Genomic DNA, 16,714 nt, shown 5'->3' on the forward strand with positions numbered 1-16,714 from the left:
GGCTACAACATGTCCGGGTACGGGCGGGAGAACGGCCGCGACAGCTACGACCAGTACCTGCAGACCAAGGCCGTCTGGATCCGAAGGAAGTAGCGGACGCAGGTCACACGAGCCGTCCCCTGACGAGCCCCATCATGCGCAGTTAGTTTTTAGTGACCAGTTAAAAACTACGACCACAGCGTAGCCGTCTGATCTGTTGCTCGACGGGGACGATTTGGGGATGTCATCGGCTGAGCAAACTTCCCTGATCCAGCTGGTGTTCGAGTTCGGAATCTTCGTAGATCTGAGAGTAACTGCCGTCGAGTACTCCCACCCTTTGAAGCTCGTCCTCCGGAACAGAGCGAGTCGTCCCGTCGGCGGTCTCAGCGATTCCAAGGCGGTGGTAGATCTCAGGTTCGGAAGGGAACAATCGGCAGAACGCCTCGTCATGACCCACAATGATCCAACGCCCGGTCATCACCGCCCTATCACCCGCATAGACGGCGTGCGAGAGAAGGGGCTCTTTCTCGAGGTGGGGCGGCAACCGTAGAGCAGCCCAGCGTCGGGTGAAGAACCCATACGCGACACCGAAACGGTTTTTGGTCAGCACGACGGCGAGATGGAAGCCGCCGCTCGCACCGGGAACGGCTACCACGTCGCCGCGCTTCGGTCGCTTACGCGCCCGCGGTCCTACGATCTCAAGTGCCTCCACTTCGGAGACGGAGTCCGCCAGCAACTGCGGTGGGACCTGACGCAGGAGACTGAGCAGTATCGACGCCAGCCGGGAATCCGTCATGACAGGACCGTCAACGTCTTCGGCCGCCAGCAGCTCCGACACTAGCCGGGCGGCTAGAACGAAGGCGGCGTCGTCGAGCTGGCCGACTCGCGACAACCGCGCTCTCGCGCCCTCACCGGCCGACCGGACGACCACCGCCGACGGCACGATAGACAGTGCGAGCCGGTCGTCTCCGACGGGAAGCGCCAAGCCGATGACCTCTGCCACGTCGGCCACGCTTGGCGGCTCGCCGAAGGCGCCTGTCATTTTCGTGATCACGTCGAGCATCATGTCTGGGGTTTGCGACATGTTCCGCGCCGATCTGAGCTGTCAGCAGGTGGACGCGTAATTGTAGTATCCCTCGCGTTTCTGCTGTTGCATGGGCCAAATTGCATTCCGCGGCCTTCGCCGCCAAGTCGTCTTCCATAAGCTCGTCGGCCGCCCTGGCATGTCACTCGGGGTGGGCGATGCGGGGGCATCGTTGGGTGTCGTCGTCATGAGAAGAACCCGAAGGTCTGGAGGTATTGCCGAGTTGGTGAGCTTGCGGGAGCGCGTCCACGAAAGCAGTTATGATTCGCCCCCGCTTTACCCACCGAAAACAGCGCGAAGTCATGGCAAGCGATGACAAGCCGCAGAGGCCGTTCAGCCGCGTTTAGGCTGGTCAGCGCGTACTTCTGACAGGCAATGCAAAGTCGTGCAAAGCCGCGATTCAGAACAAGGGGTCGCAGGTGCAAATCCTGTCAGCCCGACCAAATTAGGCCGGTGACCTGTGGAAACGCAGGTCACCGTTTTCGTTGAGTTGAGATCACCCACCGAAAACCCACTGTTTTGAGGTTTGCGCGGTTGCTCGTTCGGCGTGTTCGCCATCGTCGTGGACCGTGTTGACCCCGGCCGGGACGAAGTCGTTGTGAGCGCTGCGCCGATCCCGATCTTCGGCCGGTGGCGAAGGACGTCTGCTTCCGTGCACCAGCAACGCCGCGAGCGGTTCGTCACCGCTGGCCCATGCGGCCAGCGCGTCCAGGGCGCGCTCACGGCCGGTGAACGACACGATCTCGTGCTGGGTCAGCAACAGCCGGCTGGTTTGCGCCTGTGCCCGCGTCATGCAGTTTCTGGCCCTCTGCGGTGTAGGTAGTCACCGCGCCCGGCGCCCAGATCGAGATACGCCCACTGGATGATCTCGATCTCGTTCTCCCGGCCCGCAAGGTGACACGTCGGCATACATATAGGAGTCGGGTCATGCCGGTCGGCTCGAACATCGCGGTGAAGCTGATCCGCTCGTCTGCAGTGATCTTGATCCGAAGTCTCGGCTCATCCATGCTCGGCTCCCGCTCGCTAACAGTGCCCGACTGTTGGCGCTGCCCGCAGACTCGTGCGGTCCTCCAAGACCTTGCGCCTCTGAAGGCCTTGTCACCGATGGGAAATGGAAAGTCGCCGGGCGTACCGGTGCGCTACTGCCACTGGCCGAATTTCCTCGTAGCCTGGGCATCGCGTTCCTTCCTTCCAGCACAGGGTTGTGTGGGCATCGCACTCGACGGCTCGTGGGTAGCCCCCGGCAGCCGTCGGCTTCCGCTGGGATGCGCCTCTGGCGGCCAGGCCGCGCACCCAGCGCGCCGCAACGGCTGATACTGCCGATCGGGCCTGGCCGAACAGCTCGGTATCGAGGTCATTGCTCCCGTCGGCCGGTGCTCAGCAGAAGGGCGCCATCGAGGACTTTGGAGTCGCTGACCTCGGCGGTCATGAGACGCGGCCGCAGTGTGGAATATCGGACGAATCCCGTCCTGAGCCAGATGGCGCCGCTGTCGTCGCTTCGTCGCGGCATGGTCCTCGTCACGATCACCGGAGGCGTGACCACGAAAGGCCTGAGGAAGGGCAGTAGCAATTCGATGACTTTCTGTACGGCTTGCGGCGTGGCGGCGCCTTCCAGATCAAGGTCGCTTCTGGTGAGAGCGGCCGATTCCCGGACCACCTCACCGTTCTCGACCATGCAGATTTCGGTGTAGGAGCCCAGATTGATGTACACGAACCGGCCGTCCGGAGCGCCGGCTGCCAGACCGACGTACCCCTCCACCAACGCCGCCAGAGCGGTGGCGGTACGGACGACGACCGAGGTGGCGAGGTCGTACTCGAGGCTGGTGGCGAGGCACTCCCGCCAGTACGGTCCGCTCGGCACGCGGCGGCGGCGCTGGGAGTGCACGAGGCTGGCTCGGGAGGCCCCGACCACCACCCGGCGGGCGTTGTCGGCTCGTCGGCCCGCTAGGGCCTGAACCCGTCGGACAGCATCTGAGACGGCTTGGGTGTAGGTGACACTGCGAACAGCTGGAAGGCTGACCCGGGAGAGTTCGGCACCGGAGGGACTGGCGCAGACCGCCCGCACGCGTCCGCGCTCGACGTGGACAGCGACGACATGTTCTTCTGCAGTCATCTGGGGCTTTCTGTTGCTGGCCGAGGTCTGATGTGGACGCTCGCGAGTGGGATCCGGCCACGCAGAGACGCGGGAAGGCGATGCCGTTGTTACCCCGTACGAGCCGCTGTTCGGCCTGCACAATCGCGCATCGGATGCCGATGAAAAGCCGATCCGCGTTGCGATGCCTGTTCGGCAGCATGACCGGATGCATCGGTCTCCCGGTCGTCAATTTCCGGAGGGTCTCGCGGCCTGCGCCGTCCGGCACGGCGATGAAGATGCCACTGCCATGTCCACGCACCTTGGCCTGTCTGATCGTGACCGTGGTCATTGCTCAGGCACTCAGTGCCATCGCGGCACGGAGGTTGCGAAGTGCGTAGTGAGCACGTGACTTGGCTGTTCCGATCGGGATGCCCAGGCGACTCGCCGTTTCGTCGAGCGAGTGTCCTTGGAAGTACAACTCCGACAGGATGGCGCGATGAGTGTCACTGAGGCAGCTCACGGCGTGCCGTAGTGACTCCGCGAGCAGGACCACATCGATGGTGTTGTCCGGGGAAGCCACGCGATCGAGGTCGATCAGGCCCGTTTCGGCCGGGCGTACGCGCCGCCGCCGGACCCAGTCGATGGCAACTCGCCGCGCGACCGTGAGAAGCCAGCGCCGGCTCCCGATGAAGTCGTCCGGCACGTGGTCCAAGGACCGCCAGACCTTGATCATTGTGTCCTGCAGCAGATCTTCCGCCGCGAACCGTTCCCCGTCCGTGAGCTTCATCAGGAATCTCAGCACTACCGCGGAATGCTCCGTGTGCAGTTCAGCCATTCGTTTCCTAGCTATTTCCGCGTCACTCGAAGATCCATTTTGGACGGAAAGTTCTGTCGCCATAGCAGTAACCCCCAGCGGGTTCCCACGGTCCCTTCAGGAAAGGCCGCGAGTCATCGAGCCGACTGGTATTCAGGGTCGGCTTGCAGACTTGGGTCCATCTCCGGTGTGGACCGGAGGCATCGACGTGTCGTTCCTGATGTGCCGTCAGAAGTGCTGCGGCAGGGACGGTGGCTGGGATGGAACCGAGCGTCGCCGTGACTGCATTTCGTTGACCCCTCCTGTTGAGGAACATCCGGTATGTCAGTGCCGGACCTGCGGGGCCAACAGGTCTGGTCCGCATCAGACAACGCCTGTTATCAGATGCTCGGGCAACGATACGACGTCCCGGGGCGGTCCGGCAATGCGACCCGCTTTCATCAGCCTCGCGCCGCCCGGCTTCGTGGTCACGCATCCGATGCACATCCACCTGATGGACTTCCAGGTGATCGATCGGCGGACCCTTGACGTCAGCGGCTTCGACTTCGGGGTAGGCGGCACGAAAACGCCGCTGAAGTTGGGCGCGGCCCTACCGGTGGCACCGGAGGAGTCGGGCCGCAAGGACACCATCGGCGTAGCTCAGAATTCGATCGTGACGGTGGCCGGGCGGTACAGCGCCGGCAGCGGCCGCTACATGTACCACTGCCACATCCTCGACCACGAGGACGAGGGCATGATGCGGCCGCTGAGCGTCATGCCGCCGGCGGTGCTGGACATCCATCGGAAGATGGCGACCATGCAGGCGGCGATGCCCCTGGCATGGCCGGGAGGCCCGGGATGACGGGCCACAACTGACGAGTCGTTGAGCGGGACGCGGCCCATTGCTGTTCTCGGTGATGGCCGCGTCCACCGGCGCACGCACTCGACCGGTCGTCGCATGTGCCCGCACGGAGCTTGATGTAGGTCACTAATATTGGTTCTACACAACATACTCTGGTTGTATGGGCTTGCGCTCATCGACGGTCAAGGCCCGGGCCCAGGGCCACCGCCGGCGTCCGCCCGCCCCACGGCCGCATGCTGTCTTTGGGCGCATGCCGATCGGATTTCCGTTACAGCAACGAGCCGATGAATCAACGCCGCCGACCACGCGGCCGGCAGGTTTCGCTCATCAGCGAGAAAGGCACAGGGATCAGAAGTGGCTGGAACCAAAGCCCCCGAAGAGATGACGCGCGCGATGGTCATGGTGCATACAGGCTTTCGGCGGGAATACGGCTTGATGCCGGATCTCGTTCGGGTCGTCCCGGAGGGAGACCACGCTCGGGCGGCGATCGTGGCGGACCACATCGAATTGCTCAATGCCGTTCTCGAGGCCCATCACGGCGCCGAGGATGTTCAGATCTGGCCGAGGCTTCTGGAACGATGCCCAGAGGAAATCCGCCCGCTGGTGCACGACATGGAGTCGCATCACGAACGTATCGCAAGCTTGGTCGCCGCGCTGACGAAGGAGGTCGCGGCCTGGCGGGACGGCGCGCGCGCCGTGAGCCGCGACGTCGTGTCCCAGGTCCTCGCCGAACTGATGCCGATTCTGAACGAGCACCTTGGCGTGGAGGAGCGGTGGGTGCTGCCCCTCATCGAGAAGCACATCACGGCCGACGAATGGGATCAGCTGGCGGGCGAACAAGCTAGCCACCTTCCGCAGGACAAGCTACCGCTGGTCCTCGGAATTTTCATGTACGAGGGTGCTCCGGCCGCTGTTCAGGAAATGCTCGACGCGCTTCCGGCCGAAATCCGCCCGATAATCACCGAGGCGGCGCCACGGCTGTACGCGGACTACGCCGAGCGCGTGTATGGCACCCGCACTCCCTCACTGGGCTCCACGCTGGCCAGGCGCGCCTGATCGACAAGCTCGGGCGACGTGGGGGAGTGTGTCCACCGCGGTTGGAGTGGACACACTCACCCGCGCCTCGCGGGTCAGATCGGAAGGGTGCCTGCTGAGCAGCGCTGGACTGCGGTTCCTCGGCGATGGGCATCCCGCTGCGGCGTGGGCTTGCCATGGTGCGGCAGAGGCCGCACGGTGGCGGCAGTACCACTACCTCAGCTCGCGGTTCAGCTCCGGGACGCTGCGTTATCTCGGCGACCCGGCATGCCGTCCGCAGCCTCAGGGTCGGCCCCTCCCTGCCGTCCGGGTGGCGTCTGCTTCGAACGCACCTCGCTTTTAGCGACGGCGACGGCGACGGCGACGGCGACGGCAGAGAAGCTCGCTCAACTGCCCTTGGAACGCAATTCCTTGTTCTGAGCCGATCCGCTCGCTGTTACCCACACTTACGAGCCGATATTAGGCAATCCCCTCGCGCGGGGCCCACAGCCGCCTACCGCGGAGCGCGCCTGCGGCCGGCCAGAAGGCGGCCGCGCCGGCCTGCATCGGCGAGTATCCGAGAACGCTTGCCCGGAGAGCGGCAACGTCAGCGGCGACGTCGTGGCGAAGGGATGCCTGATCAGTGCTCGGACAGAGCGAACGCAGATATCGCGTCGGCGCGGACCGCACGCACATTGGCCGCGTACATCCGCCTGCCCACCAGGGTCCATAGGATCCGGGCAGGCGGTGGAAGCTCGGTGCGGAACCAGGCGTGCTCGGCGGGCGTAGCGTCCTCCAGCACGCTTCCGGCAATCAACATCCGAACGCGGAAGCCGCTGGGAAGTCCCATGGCGGCGGCCTTCTGCGGCGCCTCCCATTCAGCGACGCTGAGGTGATCGTGGATCAGTGGCAACACCTCCCGTTCCTCCAGGTCGAGGTGCTCCTGCAGCGTCCGGTTCAAATCGGCGAGTTGCCGCGCGACCTGGACGCGTGCGGTGCCGGGAGCTGTTGGCGCCCACTCGTCGAGGCCACGCTCGACCTCCGGGATCAGTGACGCGACGATCTGGTGCTGGGTCTCCATCGTGTCGACGAGGTTCTTGTGCATCGGTGCCCGCTGTTCCAGCAGCGGCCAGATGAACGTGTCCTCGCTGTCGTGATGCTCGTGCAATAAGGCGAGCATTAGCCGCGCGCGTTCAGCAACGAGTCGGGCACGCGCCGTATCGCCGATGGTCACGCCGCCCACAAGTACCGGTAGCAGTCTGAATTCACGGCGGAAGGCTTTGTGGATGACCTTCATCTGCTGAGTTTCGGGTTTGTCGCGCGGAGCGGCGGGGTCGATCGGCATGCCATGGGCACCTTCGTCTAGGTCGCTGTATGGCAAATACAACCATAATATGCGGCGCCAAACGAATCTCTGTGACATATATTGTTGGCATGACGCAACGCGCTTACACGTCCCCCCTCCGTGCGCAGGCGGCGGAGCAGACCCGACGAGCGATCCTCAATGCGGCCAAGGCCCTCTTCGCCGAGCAGGGATACGGCCGCACCAGCGTCGCCGCCGTGGCCGCTGCGGCTGGAGTCGCTCTGAACACCGTTTACACGAGCGTGGGTGCCAAGCCGGCGTTGATCTTGGCTATGGCACGGGAAGCCGCCGAGGATGAACAGGTCGAGCGCACCGTGCAACAGGCCGCCGACACCGCCGACGGGCGGGAGATCCTGCATCTGACCGCGACGAACACCAGCGAGATGTGCGGCCGCTACGCCGAGACGCTCACCGCGCTGCTCGATGCACGTAACAACGACGACGACGTGGCGGCGGCGTCGGATTATGCGATGCGCCGATACCGGCAATACCTGGACATCATCGCCGACCGGCTGGTCGACGTCGACGCGGTCCGACCGGGCATCGATCGGTCCCGCGTCCGAGACATCTTCTGGTACTACTTCGGTGCCTCCTCCTGGGCGACCATCCGCGACCTGCAATGGTCTCTGGAAGAGGCTGCCTCATGGCTGACGAACCAGGCGGCGGAGGCTCTGCTGACCACCACGGTTCGCTGAACGATCGGCCGAGCACTCACCGGCCCCAGTGCCGTCGATAGAAGACTTCGGTTGCCCGCTCATACACGGCCTGCACGGCGCACGCCGGACATCGTGGAATCCAGCGGAATCACCGACGCGCCACAATACGTTCTTCCGCAGAATGCACGATGGCATCTGTTGATGCCCACTGACCTGCGCATCCGACGCGGCCAGGATGGCACCGGGACGAGTCCAGCAAAGCGAACGTCGAGGCTCTCCGCCGTGATCGCGGGCTCACTGACTCACCCTGTACCTTCAACGGCGTGAGACCGTACGCCGGAAAGACCGCTGACCAGCGGCGCACAGCGCGTCGTGCCCGTTTCATCGCCACTGGGCGCCGTCTGTTCGGAGCTCGCGGATTTCACGCCACCTCGATGCGAGCTGTCCTACGCGAATCCGGACTGCAGGCCCGCTATTTCTCCGAGAGCTTCACCGATATGGAGGATTTACTCGCCGCCGTCCATCAGCAGATCGACGCTGAGCTTCTCCTCCAGCTTCACGACCCGCTCGACCTGGAGGCGGACCCAGCCGAGCAGATCCGTCAAATGTACCGCAATCTCGTTCGTGAGCTGGAAAACGATCCCGGTGCGGGGCGCATCAAATTCATTGAGGCTGCGGGCGTCTCGCCGCGCATCGACGCCATCCGTCACGCGGACTCGCGGGTCTACGTCGCCGCCGCCTACGTGCGCCTGCCCGAACCGCCGGCGGGCTCAGCCTTGAGCCGGTCGGTGTTCGCCCAAGTATTCGTCTCCGCCGCCAACGGCATGTTCGTCGACTGGGCCAACGGATCGCTGCAAATGACGGGCGATGAACTGATCGAGCACTGCACGATGCTCTTCCAAGCTTTAGAGAGCAAACTCGGCAACCCCGAATGACCCCGAACCCGGTACGACGATGGAGCCCTACCTCGATGTGGTGCTGCGCGGGGTGCGTTTGTCCGGACCTTCGTCGGGTGTGCCGGCAGCGGCGCTGCACAAATCCATCTTCGCGGCGCTGCGGCCGGGCGCGACGCCGGGGCTGTCGCACGGCATTCTCTTGGGCTACCTCGAGCAGCAGGGCAGCCGTTTCCCGGAGGGCATCGACGTCATTGCGGTGTATCCCAAGGGCCTTCTCGGCGAGCCGCTCGTCCCGCCGGCCTACGGAGTGCCGAGGCGGCCGCCTGGCTCTACGACGCCCCGTTCGGGTTGCTCGCCCCCGCCACCTCGCCGGATCCGCTGTTCGTCTACGCCAACCGCAGCCCAGCAGGCCTTTCGGCTACCGCCGGGACGAGTTCATCGGCCTGCCGTCCCGCCTTCCGGCGGGAGGACGGTCGGGCCTCCCGGCACGCCGTACGTGCACGCGCCGACGGTGAGCGCGGGAAGGTGTCGTACCGGATCGGTGACCGTCGTACCGGCCAAGGCAGGCGTCGCCGGCCGGACGATGGTTCCACGGCCTCCTGATCAGCCGGCGCTGAAGTGGGGGCCGCAGCCGTGGGCCGTGCCGTTTCCCGTACCTGGTCGCCGGCGAAAGGCGGTCGGCTCAGCCGGCGGCCTCCACGATGAGCTCGACCAACGTGGCTGCCTCGGGAATGGCGACGGTGTGCGAGCCTCCGGCCAGCTCGATCGTCTTGCGGGAGCCGGCCCTCTCGGCCATGAACCGGTGAGCTTCCACCGGAATGTTCAGGTCGTCGCTGCCGAACAGGAACCAGTTGGGCAACGACTTCCAAGCCGGCTCGCCTGACTCCTCGTTCAGCGCGGCGTCGGTGATCGGCCGCTGGGTCACGGCCATGACGGCGGCGTCGTCGGCGGACGAGTCGGCGGCGAACTGGTGGTGGTACCGCTCCTGCTTGATGTACAGGTCCGACGTGCCGTTCGGCAGCTTGACCGGCCGCAGCGTATCGCCGAGCGAGCTGCCCGGGAACCGGCCGGCCAACGCGGCTGCGCTCTCGCCCGCGTCCGGCGCGAACGCGCCGACGTAGACGAGCGCCTTGACGGCCGGGTTACCGACGGCGGCATTGGTGATCAGCATGCCGCCGTACGAGTGACCCACCAGGACAACGTCACCGCTGACACCGGTAAGAGCTGACCGCAGGTAGTCGCTGTCGCTGCCGACGCCCCGCAGCGGGTTGGCGACCGCGAGGACCGGGAAACCGGTGTCGAGCAGGCGCTGGATGACGCCGTTCCAGCTCGCCGACTCGGCGAAAGCGCCGTGGACGAGCACTATCGTGGGTTTGCTCATGTCTACCTCCGAGAGTGTTGATCTCTGTTCATGGTGTCCGCTCGCGCAGTGCTCGTGCATCCGGCGAATGACTGTGCTTGGCGGCGAATCGGGGTGCGGCCCCCGCCAGGCGATGCGCCGTATCGCACCATCCGTGGAGAACGACCGCCTCAGCGCGGCTACCGGGCGCTGAAACACGCCCAAACCACCAACATCGCCTGCGCGACGGCGGTGTCCGCTCTCTAACGCCCTCGGGTCTCCTGCGCCCGAGCAGCCCCACAAGGCTGCGCGCGCTTGTGTTGGCTGTGCGATGGGCAAGCTTCCGCCGGGCGGGTCCTTCAAGCCGTGACGGTCGACACAGGTACTTAAAATTTGAAAGAAATCGAGGAAGGGTGCAGTTGTGGCGGTCAGTAATCCACAGGGGATCGCGAGAACTGAGGAGTGGTGGCAATGGCAAGCAAGACGATCGCGGTAGTGGGTGCGACCGGCGCCCAGGGCAGCGGTGTCGTTCGGGCCATCCTGGCCGGCGGCGGAGACGAATTCTCGGTACGTGCGCTGACCCGGGACGTGACCTCGCCGAAGGCGCGTGAGCTGGCCGACCTCGGGGCCGAGGTGGTAGCGGCGGACTATTCCACCCCGGAGGGCCTGGCCGAGGCGTTCGACGGCGCTCACGGCGCGTTCCTGGTCACCGACTTCTGGACGCACATGGACCCGGAGCGCGAGCAGCAGTACGTCCGTAACCTGGTCGCCGCAGTCGGCAAGGCCGGTGTCGCGCACGTGGTCTGGTCGACTTTGGAGGACACCCGGGAGCTGATCCCGGTCGACGACCCGCGGATGCCGACGCTGCTCGGCAAGTACAAGGTCCCGCACTTCGACGCCAAAGCCGAGGCAGATGTCTTCTTCCGGGAGGCCGGGGTGCCCACCACCTTCTTGCGCACCACCTTCTACTACGAAAACCTGGCCGGCCCTCTGGCGCCCACCCGCGACGCCGACGGTCGCCTGATTCTGACCCTCCCGATGGGCGACTCTCCGATCGCTGCAATCGCGGCGGACGACATCGGCCGGATCACGCTGTCGATCTTCCGCCGCGGCGAGGAGTTCGTCGGCCGTACGGTCAGCGTGGCCGGCGACATCGTCACCGGAACGCAGATCGCCGCCGCGCTGAGCGACGCGCTCGGCGAGCCGGTCGAATACCGGCCGGTCACCCACGACCAGTTCCGGGCCTTCGGGTTCCCCGGCGCCGACGAGTTCGGCAACATGCTGCAGTACTACACCGAGTTCGCCGACGAGTTCACCACCCCACGTGACCTGGCCAAGGTGCGCGAACTGACGCCCGAGGTCCGTTCACTGAGCGAGTGGCTGGCGGCCGGCTACCAACTCCCGAACGCCGCCTGACGATCGCAGTCCCGAAGGGGTTCCCGGCCGGCGGCAGGGAACCCCTTCGGCTCAGTCGTCTGTGAGGCAGATGACCTGCTGCAGGTAAGTCGGCTTTCGTGACGATGAGCTCGCCGGCGGCCGGACCGGCTCAGAGTGCGGCACCCCTAACCGATAACTACACCCGCGAACGGCCGGGCACCGAGCGACCGGGTGGATCATCGTCGCATCGGGGGGCCGGCTCACCCGGTGGTGGTCACGACTGCCGTGGGGTGCGGGCCGCTCCAGCGGCCCATGGCGTCGCCGGCCTCGATTCCGATGGTGTGCCGGGCGCCGGCGGCGAGCCCGGTGACGGTGTACGTGGTTCCGGTCGTGGTGGCGGTCGTGGAGATCGGGGTGAAGTCGCCCGTGCCGGCCGGCACCCCGTCGACCAGCACCCGGTAGCCGGTCACGCCCTTGTCGTCGCGGGCCGGCGGCCAGCTCACCGTGGCGCTCGTCGGGCCGACCGCGCGCATCGTCAGCGGAGGATGCGGCGAGGACCAGGCGGGCGCGCCGGTGTCGTACGGCGGCAGGGTGGTCGCCTGCGCGGTCGTGGCATAGGCGGTGCTGTTGCCGGTCGCGTCCACGGCGCTCAGCCCGAACCTGTACGTGGTTCCCGCGGTCAGGCCGGTCGCGACGAAGCTGGTGGTCGTGGCGTCGACCCGCCCGATGCGTCGGCCGTTCGCCGTGACGACGTAGCCGGCCACGCCGTAGTTGTCGGTCGCCGCCTGCCAGGTCAGCCGCATCCAGGTGTACCCGGCCGACCCGGGGGCCACGGAGAACGTGCCGGTGGCGACCGGCGCCACCTTGTCGCGGGTGCCTGTGGTCGTCGCCGTGGCCAGCAGGTCGCGGGTCGCGTTCCCGGTGGCGTCGACCGCCTGCACCGCAAAGGAGTACCGCAGGGCCGGGGCCAGCCCGGTCACCGTGACGCCGGCCGCGCCGGCGGGCGCGGTCGCCACCACGGCGCCGTCGCGCAGGACCCGGTAGCCGGCGACGGCGACGGTGTCCGAGGCAGCCGGCCAGCTCAGCGTCGTCGACGTGTCGGTCGCGCCGGTGACCGTCACAGCCGCGCCCGCCGGCCAGCGGGGCCCGGACGCGGCGTCGGCCGAGACAGCGTCGGTCGTCGTGGCGCCGGTGAAGGAGAGCCCGGTCGAGTTGCTGATCATCCACGGGTCGGGGGTGTTGTCGAAGGTCACGTCGCGGAACGAGCTGGCGGCCAGGTAGCTGATCGAAGTCGGCCGGGCGGTGAGCAAGCGCACGTCGGTGAAGTGCAGGTCGCGGTGCTCGGCGCCGGCGACTCCGACGACGTGGATGCTCGGCCCGGCGGTGCCGTCGACGGTCACGTGGTCGACCTCAACGTCCTCGAACCGCGCGGGCGTGGCGGCCGGCTCCACCGTGATCGCGGCGTTCGCGTCGTTGTACGCGGAGGTGAAGACGAACGCCTCGGCCGTGGTCGCCTTGATCGCGGTGTCCCGGAACACCACGTTGCGCCCGCCGCCGCCGTTAGTGGGCACGGTCTTCATCCGCAGGCCCACGTCGGTGCCGTTGATCACGTTGTTTTCGGCGACGATGTTCTGGATCCACGCCCCGGTGTGGCTGCCCAGCACGACGGCGCCGTGCCCGCGGGCGAAGTAGTTGTCGAAGATCCAGGCGTTCTGGGCCGGCGGGTCGTCGCTCGCCGCCGCGCCGAGGCCGGCGGCGAAGTTCATGCAGTCGTCGCCGGTGTTGAAGACGGTGTTCATGACGGTCAGGCCGTTGCTGTTGATCCACTCCACACCGTCGCCGTTGTTGACATCCAGCGTCTGGATGTTCACCCCGTCGACCGTGACGTCCGCGTCGCGGATCAGCGACATGGTGTGGTTGGAGGGGTTCTGGGCGGTGAAGCCGCCGAGGTAGACGCCGGTCACCCCGCGCAGCGTGATCAGGTTGGAGCGGGTCGGGTACGGCGACGGGCTGCCCAGCGCCGCAGCGTCGACGACCTGAGCGGCGGCCAGCAGGCCGGTGCTCGACACCGTCGACGCGCTGCCCTTGGCGTAGAGCGGGTTGCCGTCGGCGTCCACACCGGTCTGCTTCCAGCCGTTGCCGTCGATCGTGCCGGGCCCGACAATGCGGATGTCGTGCAGGCTTCCGTAGTCGTACGTGTGGGCGTTGATCAGCGAGTAGAACCGCTCGTCGGTGGAGTATTGATAGAGCAGGTAGTGATACGGATAGTCCTCGGCCCGGTCGGAGCCGAGCAGCCGACCGCCCGACGCGACCTGCAGGGTCATGTCGCTGTGCAGCCAGATCGCCCCGGTCTTGAAGGTGCCGGCCGGCACGAGCACCTTGCAGCCGCCGCGGCAGGCGTCGATGGCCCTCTGGATCGCGACGGTGTTCAGCGTCGTGCCGTCGCCCACCGCGCCGTAGTCAACGACGTTGTAGACCTTCAGCGGCGCGGCGGTGGACTGCTCGATTGTGGCGCTGGCGGCTGACTCGGTGCCGTCGGCATAAAGAGCCCGCACCGAGAACCGGTATCTGGTGCTCGGCCGCAGCCCGCGCGCGGTGTAGCTGGTCGTGGCGATGCGCACCTGCGCGCTGTTGCCCGGCTCGGCGTAGAACCGCCTGATGTAGCCGCTCGCCGCCCCGGCCGCTGCCTGCCCTGCCGTGCCGACGGGCACGCCGTCCCGGTACACCCGGTAGTCCACGATGCCGCTCGCGCTCGGCGGGGGCTGCCACGCCAGTGTGACGCTCTCGTCGTCGTAGGCCAGAGCGGGCACCCGCAGGCCGCGCGGCGCCGGCCCTTGACCGCCTGCCGCTTGCGCGGCCACGCCCGAGGTGACCGCAGCGGCGACCGTGACCGCGACGACGAGCACGGGCAGGCGCCTGCCACGGACGACCCTCGACGTGCCTGAACCCCACCGCGCCATGCTGCCTCCCTGATCCGACCTGCCATTCGCGTACTCCAAACTCCACCGGCAAGCGCTTTCCCGCAAGAGGCGCGGATGACGACTTGACCAACGCACTGACGTCGGCGTGTCCGCGCCTCGCGGGCCGGAACCACGTGCCGGCCACCGCTACCGGGGGTGGGCGCCGCCGGGCGGCACGCTGCGACTGGTCAGGAGCGCTTCACCCAGCAACGCGCCCCTGACGCCAGCAGCGACTGGTGTGATGAACCTAGGTGCATCTCGTGACAGGAGCCCCATGAACAGCAGCCCGTGTTCGGTCGTGCTTTCCAGGCGTAGCACCTCGGCGGCCGAACGGTCATGACATTGACACATTTCGATTGCAGTCGATAATGTCGCGCCCGCACCGCAGCCGCAGGAGGGCCACACCATGCCGTTCTCCCCCCGACAGGTCATCGCCGGGCTGATCGCCGTCGCGACCGGACTGACCCTCGTCACCACCACCGGATCGGCCGCTCAGGCCGACGCCCGCCCCACACTGCCCAAGCCGGCCGTCGCCGGCCCGGGCGACGCGCCGCTCGGCGGCGTCGTCCCCGGGCGTACCGGATCGGACATCCGCGCCTCGGCCGAAGCCCGGGCCGCTCATCGTGAGCGCTCGCTGCAACGGGCGGGAAAATCTGGACAAGGGGTCGCCGCGGCGCAGGAACACCCTGCCGCGGGCACTTACTTCACCAGCCAGTCAGAGTCCACCGGGATCCGCGCCACCCACAGTGTGTTCTACGGGACCGGCGAGCGGACCAAAGCCGGCGACGTGGTGTACGCGCCCACGCTGATGCCGCCCAGCAACTCCTGCATCGAGATCACCACGGCCTACACCAGCGGCGCCCCGGTGGTGTGGGCCTGGGACTGGTGCACGACATCGAATGTCGCCAAAGAAACCGTGATCAACGCGAGTTTCGTATCCACGTACACGACTTCGGTCAATGGTCTGCCCGCCTACAGCGTGGACATCGAGAAGACCAACGCCGGCAACAACACCTGGACGGCCTACCTGTACAACTTCCGCAACGGCACGTGGGACAACTTCTGGACCAAGTCGGGTACGAGCCAGATCGGCACGCCCGGATGGGATGTCTTCGAGCTCTACGTCACTCGCGACCCGTCCACCGGCCGGGGCTACTTCTGCTCCTCGATGGGCGGCCGCACCTTCGAGGCACGGAGCATTCAGGTGCGCCTTGGCGGCACCTACCAGGACGCCTCCTCGAGTACCGGCGCGTCGTACTACCGGGGGCAGGACCTCACCTGCGGCCCGGGTCTGCAATGGACGCAGAACAACCTTGCCAACTGGAGCGCCGCGGTTCGCTGAGAAAGGACCCGGGACCGGGCCGGACGGTCGGCGATACCGTCGAGCGGCCCGGTTCACCCAGCGGCCGGCCGCAGTCTCGTCGGGATCACCCACCGAAGACCCATCGTTTTCAGGTTCGTGCGGTGTGCTGGTTCGGCGCATTCACCGTCGGCTGGCGCCTCGGTGGTCAGGTCGCGCAGGCGAGCCATTCCCACGCCAGGCATGAGGATGCGTACCGGCTGGTCGTCGACCTGCAGGGTCCAGCCGTACCGGCCGCCGTCATTGGCTGCCGCCTCTCGCACCGGTTCACCGACCTCGCCACCGGCGCCCCGCGTCTCGCGCTCGAGCGCGGTGTGGTCATCACCGACCTGGAGAACGCGCTGTCGCGTCATCTCGGCCGGCAGGCCTGGCGCGGCACAACCCAGCCCGCAGCACCCGCCCATGCCAGCTCCAGGAGTTCCCCGAGATCTGCGAGGACTTCTTCGCCCATATGGAGTCACCGGCGGCGTCAGATAAGGGGTTGCGGGGCGTCGACCTGGCGTTACGGCGGGACACCCGCCGCGCTCCTCTGCAAAGCAGCGAATGTTCCTCGGCGTTGACGAGGAGGACGTCGTCCTCACACTGGGGGGCATGCTAATCGCCGGTCTCGACGCCATTCGACTGTGGTGGGCCTGATCGCGAAACGGGGAGTCCCGACACGGAAGGACCCGCTCATGATCACTCGCTCGTTGGCGACGTTCGCGGTCGTGCTGCTCGGTGGGGTCGCCACCGTACTCGGCGGCGCCGCACCGGCGCAGGCGCAGCCGAACGACGGCTGCTATCACTACACCTTCGTCAGCAGCGGCCTGGAACTGGGCGTCGACCCCGCCCAGGCCAGCCAACCCGGCGCCTCGCTGGTGCAACTAGACATCTTTCGCGGTCAGGGTCTGGTCGGTGTTGGTGGAGATAGACCTGTTCCGGTGAGGTAGCCGTCGATCAGACGGGTGCGGTATTGCA

Annotated in this window: 15 protein-coding genes; 7 read left to right on the forward strand and 8 right to left on the reverse strand. The window is 66.7% G+C overall.

What is annotated here, in order from left to right:
- Window positions 1–223 precede the first annotated feature (223 nt).
- From ACIA5C_RS48205 to ACIA5C_RS48220, 4 genes are all read right to left on the reverse strand, one after another.
- Window positions 224–1,045, reverse strand: a complete 822-nt coding sequence (locus ACIA5C_RS48205) for a hypothetical protein (RefSeq protein WP_396068061.1) — start codon at window positions 1,043–1,045, stop codon at window positions 224–226.
- 514 nt (window positions 1,046–1,559) lie between these two features.
- The gene (locus ACIA5C_RS48210) at window positions 1,560–1,856 is read right to left on the reverse strand and encodes a hypothetical protein (protein WP_396068063.1); all 297 of its coding nucleotides are present in this window, start codon (window positions 1,854–1,856) and stop codon (window positions 1,560–1,562) included.
- 561 nt (window positions 1,857–2,417) lie between these two features.
- Window positions 2,418–3,176 (reverse strand): hypothetical protein, encoded by a 759-nt coding sequence (locus ACIA5C_RS48215; protein ID WP_396068065.1) that lies wholly within the window; start codon window positions 3,174–3,176, stop codon window positions 2,418–2,420.
- A gap of 313 nt (window positions 3,177–3,489) precedes the next feature.
- Window positions 3,490–3,972: a sigma-70 family RNA polymerase sigma factor gene (locus tag ACIA5C_RS48220; RefSeq protein ID WP_396068067.1), complete on the reverse strand. Its 483-nt coding sequence runs from the start codon at window positions 3,970–3,972 to the stop codon at window positions 3,490–3,492.
- Between the two features lie 403 nt (window positions 3,973–4,375).
- Here ACIA5C_RS48220 and ACIA5C_RS48225 point away from each other — a divergent pair, with 403 nt between their 5' ends.
- Entirely contained in the window at window positions 4,376–4,792 is a 417-nt protein-coding gene (locus ACIA5C_RS48225) for a multicopper oxidase domain-containing protein (protein WP_396068069.1), read from the forward strand.
- Between the two features lie 354 nt (window positions 4,793–5,146).
- On the forward strand, window positions 5,147–5,848 hold the full coding sequence (locus ACIA5C_RS48230; RefSeq protein WP_396068071.1) for a hemerythrin domain-containing protein: 702 nt from the start codon (window positions 5,147–5,149) through the stop codon (window positions 5,846–5,848).
- 598 nt (window positions 5,849–6,446) lie between these two features.
- On the opposite strand, the gene ACIA5C_RS48235 is transcribed toward ACIA5C_RS48230, so the two are convergent.
- Complete coding sequence (locus ACIA5C_RS48235) at window positions 6,447–7,151, reverse strand: hemerythrin domain-containing protein (RefSeq protein ID WP_396068073.1); 705 nt, start codon at window positions 7,149–7,151, stop codon at window positions 6,447–6,449.
- A gap of 29 nt (window positions 7,152–7,180) precedes the next feature.
- On the opposite strand from ACIA5C_RS48235, the gene ACIA5C_RS48240 reads away from it, so the two are divergent.
- Both ACIA5C_RS48240 and ACIA5C_RS48245 read left to right on the forward strand, forming a co-directional pair.
- Window positions 7,181–7,864, forward strand: a complete 684-nt coding sequence (locus ACIA5C_RS48240) for a TetR/AcrR family transcriptional regulator (protein ID WP_396068075.1) — start codon at window positions 7,181–7,183, stop codon at window positions 7,862–7,864.
- A gap of 284 nt (window positions 7,865–8,148) precedes the next feature.
- On the forward strand, window positions 8,149–8,760 hold the full coding sequence (locus ACIA5C_RS48245; RefSeq protein WP_396068077.1) for a TetR/AcrR family transcriptional regulator: 612 nt from the start codon (window positions 8,149–8,151) through the stop codon (window positions 8,758–8,760).
- A gap of 643 nt (window positions 8,761–9,403) precedes the next feature.
- Here ACIA5C_RS48245 and ACIA5C_RS48250 read toward each other — a convergent pair.
- Complete coding sequence (locus ACIA5C_RS48250; protein WP_396068079.1) at window positions 9,404–10,102, reverse strand: alpha/beta fold hydrolase; 699 nt, start codon at window positions 10,100–10,102, stop codon at window positions 9,404–9,406.
- A 429-nt stretch (window positions 10,103–10,531) separates the two neighbouring features.
- Between ACIA5C_RS48250 and ACIA5C_RS48255 the strand changes: the two genes are divergently transcribed.
- On the forward strand, window positions 10,532–11,476 hold the full coding sequence (locus ACIA5C_RS48255; RefSeq protein WP_396068081.1) for an NmrA/HSCARG family protein: 945 nt from the start codon (window positions 10,532–10,534) through the stop codon (window positions 11,474–11,476).
- A 221-nt stretch (window positions 11,477–11,697) separates the two neighbouring features.
- Here the strand turns inward: ACIA5C_RS48255 and ACIA5C_RS48260 are convergent, their stop codons facing one another.
- Window positions 11,698–14,343 (reverse strand): fibronectin type III domain-containing protein, encoded by a 2,646-nt coding sequence (locus ACIA5C_RS48260; RefSeq protein WP_396068083.1) that lies wholly within the window; start codon window positions 14,341–14,343, stop codon window positions 11,698–11,700.
- Window positions 14,344–14,803: 460 nt separating this feature from the next.
- Here ACIA5C_RS48260 and ACIA5C_RS48265 point away from each other — a divergent pair, with 460 nt between their 5' ends.
- Window positions 14,804–15,739 (forward strand): carbohydrate-binding protein, encoded by a 936-nt coding sequence (locus tag ACIA5C_RS48265; protein WP_396068085.1) that lies wholly within the window; start codon window positions 14,804–14,806, stop codon window positions 15,737–15,739.
- A 53-nt stretch (window positions 15,740–15,792) separates the two neighbouring features.
- Here ACIA5C_RS48265 and ACIA5C_RS48270 read toward each other — a convergent pair whose 3' ends face one another.
- Window positions 15,793–16,110, reverse strand: coding sequence for a hypothetical protein (locus ACIA5C_RS48270; RefSeq protein ID WP_396068087.1), 318 nt, complete (start codon window positions 16,108–16,110; stop codon window positions 15,793–15,795).
- Window positions 16,111–16,431: 321 nt separating this feature from the next.
- On the opposite strand from ACIA5C_RS48270, the gene ACIA5C_RS48275 reads away from it, so the two are divergent.
- Window positions 16,432–16,686 (forward strand): hypothetical protein, encoded by a 255-nt coding sequence (locus tag ACIA5C_RS48275; RefSeq protein ID WP_396068089.1) that lies wholly within the window; start codon window positions 16,432–16,434, stop codon window positions 16,684–16,686.
- Window positions 16,687–16,714 lie beyond the last annotated feature (28 nt).

The sequence above is a fragment of the Actinoplanes sp. NPDC051343 genome (assembly GCF_044455125.1).
In the GTDB taxonomy this organism is placed as follows: Bacteria; Actinomycetota; Actinomycetes; order Mycobacteriales; family Micromonosporaceae; genus Actinoplanes.